Below are 3,944 nucleotides of genomic sequence, written 5' to 3' on the forward strand. Positions count from 1 at the left end.
CCCGCCAGTCGCCCGACAGCCTCTATTCCGAACGCCACGTGACGTTCGAAGACGATGCTGGCGCCTATGACCAGAAGGACGCGGCCGGCTTCATCAAGCTCAACGCGCTGCGCCTGCGCCTGCTCGCGCAGCAGGGCCGCTAAAGCCAGAACCCAGGCAGGCGCCGGGCCATCGCGCCCCGCGCCTGCCACCTGGCCTAGCCGATCAGGCCAGGCCCGCCAGCCATTCCCCGATCATCGCCCGCCCCGCCCGCACCGCGCCGGGGCCATGGGCATCGTGGGCATGCCGCAATGTGGCCCGGGTATGGCCGGCGGCCGCCACGTCTTCGGGCGATTGCGCCAGCCACGCGTCGAAGCGCGGGTCTTCGCCCATCTCGGCATGGAATTGCAGCGCCAGCAGATTGCGCCCCCGGCGAAACGCCTGGTGCGGATAGACATGGCTTGAGGCCAGGAGTTCAGCATGCGGCGGCAGGGTGAACGTGTCGCCATGCCAGTGCAGCACCGGCACGCCGGCAACATGGCGCAGCGGGCTGTCGGCCACATGCACCTGCACGGGATGAAATCCCACCTCGCGCGCATGGCCACGATAGACATCGGCCCCCAACGCCGCCGCGATCATCTGCGCGCCAAAGCATACGCCCAGCGTCGGCCGGTCTGCTGCCAGGCGCAGCGCCAAGCGGCGCATCTGGCAGCGGATCCAGGGATGCTCGATCTGGTCATAGATGCCCATCGGCCCGCCCATCATGATCAGCAGATCAGGCTCGCACAGGTCGAGCGACGGAAACGCCGGATCGCACACATCGATGCGGTCAACATCGTAACCGGCATCCTCGATCGGCTGGCGATAGCCGGCCACCCCTTCGTAGGGCACGTGGCGGATGATGAGCGCGGACTTCATGGGGCCTTATCGTGATCAATCGGTTGCAGGCCGGCAAGCAGGCCCATGCGGTTTTCTACAGCCGCGTGGCTGAACAGAAGTCAGCATTCAAAGGCCCAGCCGGCGAAAGAATTCTTCCGCCGTGCTGGGCCGCTCGCCATCCGGCCGCGCCAGCCCCAGCGTGCCCCACGAAGGGTGGGGCAGCGGTGCATTGGCGCGGAGGGGGGCCGGACGGCGGGAAATCGGGCGGGCGTTCAAACGGGACATCGTCGCATTCTCCTTTTCACAGGGCCGAACACGAACCTGGCCACATGGCCTCGCTTTCGTGCGCTTTAGCTGTTGGTGACGCGGAGCAAGCTGGCAGGATCAAAAGCCGCGACCGGACAAGGCCGATGCAATTTCTCTACCATTTCAGTTGATAAAGGTCATTCGAGAAAAGCTGAAGGCCGCCAAAGATTTCCTTGAGCGCCCAAGAAGAAGGCCCGCCGTGCGCCGCTGTGGCGCCCGACGGGCCAGCCTTTCCTCCCCAGGAAAAGCGAAGTCGTGGTCTTCCTCGTGTCAGCGCGGGCTCAACGGCCCATGGCGCTGCCGAGGCGATGATAGAGATGCGAGAACTTCACCGATTCGGGCTTGTCCTCGATAGCCTTGAGGTAGTGCAGCACAGCCTCGCGGATCAGCTTGAAGTCCTCAGTCGAGAGGACTGCACGGGCACGGGCAGGTTCAGCCATTGTCCTTCTCCTTGGATTATATTCGCGGCTCGGCTCAAGCCGCGAACTGGTTCATCGTGTTGTGCGTGCCACCGGCCTTGAGCGCGGCGTCGCGGGCAAAGTATTCCTTGTGATCGTCGCCGATGTCCGAACCCGCCATGGCCTGGTGCTTGACGCAGGCAATACCCTGGCGGATTTCCTGGCGCTGCACGCCCTTGACGTAGCCCAGCATGCCCGCCTCGCCGAAGTATTCCTTGGCCAGGTTGTCGGTGCTGAGCGCGGCCGTGTGATAGGTCGGCAGCGTGATCAGGTGGTGGAAGATGCCGGCTTCGCGGGCGGCATCGCGCTGGAAGGTGCGGATGCGCTCGTCGGCCTCTGCCGCCAATTCGGTTTCGTCATAGTCCACGCTCATCAGCCGCGCCCGGTCAAAGCCGCTCACGTCCTTGCCTTCCGCGGCCCAGGCATCGAACACCTGCTGGCGGAAATTGAGCGTCCAGTTGAAGCTGGGCGAGTTGTTATAGACCAGCTTGGCATTGGGGATCACCTCGCGGATGCGCGACACCATCCCGCCGATCTGGCCGATGTGCGGCTTTTCGGTTTCGATCCACAGCAGGTCTGCGCCGTTCTGCAGGCTGGTGATGCAATCCAGCACGCAGCGATCCTCGCCGGTTCCAGGGCGGAACTGATAGAGGTTCGAGGGCAGGCGCTTGGGCTTCATCAGTTGCCCGTCGCGGGTGATCAGCACGTCGCCATGGCCGATCTTGGCCGCATCGACCGGCTCGCAATCGAGGAAGGCGTTGTACTGGTCGCCAATGTCGCCAGCCTCGCGGGTGAAGGCGATCTGCTTGGTCAGGCCAGCACCGAGCGAGTCGGTACGGGCGACGATCACGCCATCGTCCACGCCCAGTTCGAGGAAGGCATAGCGCACCGCGCGGATCTTCGCGATGAAGTCTTCATGCGGCACGGTAACCTTGCCGTCCTGGTGGCCGCACTGCTTTTCATCGGAAACCTGGTTTTCGATCTGGATGCAGCAGGCGCCCGCCTCGATGAACTTCTTGGCCAGCAAATAGGTTGCCTCGGCATTGCCGAACCCGGCGTCGATATCGGCAACGATCGGCACGATGTGCGTTTCGTAGGTGTCGATGTCGTGCTGGATCTTGGCGGCCTTGACCTGGTCACCGGCATTGCGCGCGGCGTCCAAATCGCGGAACAGCTGGTTCAACTCGCGCGCATCGGCCTGGCGCAGGAAGGTGTAGAGTTCCTCGATCAGCGCGGCAACGCTGGTCTTTTCGTGCATCGACTGGTCGGGCAGCGGGCCGAACTCGCTGCGCAGCGCCGCAACCATCCAGCCCGACAGGTAGAGGTAGCGCCCCTTGGTGGTGCCGAAGTGCTTCTTGATGGAAATCATCTTCTGCTGGCCGATGAACCCGTGCCAGCAGCCCAGCGACTGGGTATAGTTGGCCGGATCGGCATCATAGGCAGCCATGTCGCGGCGCATGATGCCGGCGGTGTAGCGCGCGATGTCGAGCCCGGTGCGGAAGCGGTTCTGCAGGCGCATGCGCGCCACGCTTTCGGCGGCAATGCCATCCCAGTGGGTGTTCGGCGTGATCGTGCGATCTGCCTCGATGATCGATTGCTGGTACGTCATGGCATGTGCCCCTTCCGCTATACGATGGTGTCTCGTTGCACCCGGAATAGGTCGGCATGATGCACTGCGGAATGCGCTACGGGGTCTTGTTGTCAAACTTTACATGTTTTGCTTGTAAAGTTGTACAGGCATGACAAGAATGGCGCCATGGCCCGCCCTGCAGCTCCTTCCCGCCCGCTTTACCTTGGCCCCCGCATCAAGCGCCTGCGCCGCGAACTGGGGCTGACACAACAGGCCATGGCCGAGGACATGGGCGTTTCGCCCAGCTATATCGCGCTGATCGAGCGCAACCAGCGCCCGCTGACCGCCGACCTGCTGCTGCGCCTGGCCGCGACCTATCGGCTCGACATGGCCGACCTCGCCGCGCAGGACCGCGACGATCACGCCCGCCGCCTGGCCGAGGCGCTGCGCGATCCGCTGTTTGCCGAGATCGACCTGCCCGCGCTGGAAGTGGCAGACCTTGCCAGCAGCTTTCCCGGCATGACCGAGGCGATGCTGCGCCTGCACGGCGCCTATGCCCGCGCCGGCCAGGCCCTGGCCGAAGGACGCGAGGCGGCTGGCGCCACGCCCTCGGCCGATCCGGTGGGTGAGGCGCGGCGCTTTCTGGCCGCGCGTGGGCACTGGTTTGCCGGCATCGAAACCCGGGCAGAAGCACTGAGCGCCGAGATCGAGACGGCCGGCGGCGGCGCCGAATGGCTGGGGCGCCAAGGGCC

The 3,944-nt window shown here is 64.8% G+C and carries 5 protein-coding genes and 1 pseudogene; 2 read left to right on the forward strand and 4 right to left on the reverse strand.

Going from position 1 to position 3,944, the window contains the following annotated elements:
* Positions 1 to 143, forward strand: a pseudogene (locus H926_RS35320) (argininosuccinate synthase); the annotation flags it as partial.
* A gap of 61 nt (positions 144 to 204) precedes the next feature.
* Here the strand turns inward: H926_RS35320 and H926_RS0123675 are convergent.
* The 4 genes from H926_RS0123675 to H926_RS0123685 form a co-directional block, all read right to left on the reverse strand.
* A complete protein-coding gene (locus H926_RS0123675; protein ID WP_022678437.1) occupies positions 205 to 897 on the reverse strand; it encodes a glutamine amidotransferase in 693 nt (230 codons plus the stop codon).
* Positions 898 to 984: 87 nt separating this feature from the next.
* Positions 985 to 1,143 carry a hypothetical protein gene (locus H926_RS33935; RefSeq protein WP_156306574.1) on the reverse strand — a complete coding sequence of 53 codons (159 nt, stop codon included), beginning with the start codon at positions 1,141 to 1,143 and terminating at the stop codon, positions 985 to 987.
* A 302-nt stretch (positions 1,144 to 1,445) separates the two neighbouring features.
* Positions 1,446 to 1,604: a hypothetical protein gene (locus tag H926_RS34190; RefSeq protein ID WP_022678438.1), complete on the reverse strand. Its 159-nt coding sequence runs from the start codon at positions 1,602 to 1,604 to the stop codon at positions 1,446 to 1,448.
* Positions 1,605 to 1,638: 34 nt separating this feature from the next.
* Entirely contained in the window at positions 1,639 to 3,231 is a 1,593-nt protein-coding gene (locus H926_RS0123685) for an isocitrate lyase (RefSeq protein ID WP_022678439.1), read from the reverse strand.
* A 147-nt stretch (positions 3,232 to 3,378) separates the two neighbouring features.
* Between H926_RS0123685 and H926_RS35325 the strand changes: the two genes are divergently transcribed.
* Positions 3,379 to 3,944 (forward strand): helix-turn-helix domain-containing protein (locus tag H926_RS35325; protein ID WP_237741183.1); only part of this gene is annotated, 566 nt, incomplete at its 3' end.

The organism is Novosphingobium sp. B-7, from assembly GCF_000410615.1.
GTDB lineage: Bacteria > Pseudomonadota > Alphaproteobacteria > Sphingomonadales > Sphingomonadaceae > Novosphingobium > Novosphingobium capsulatum.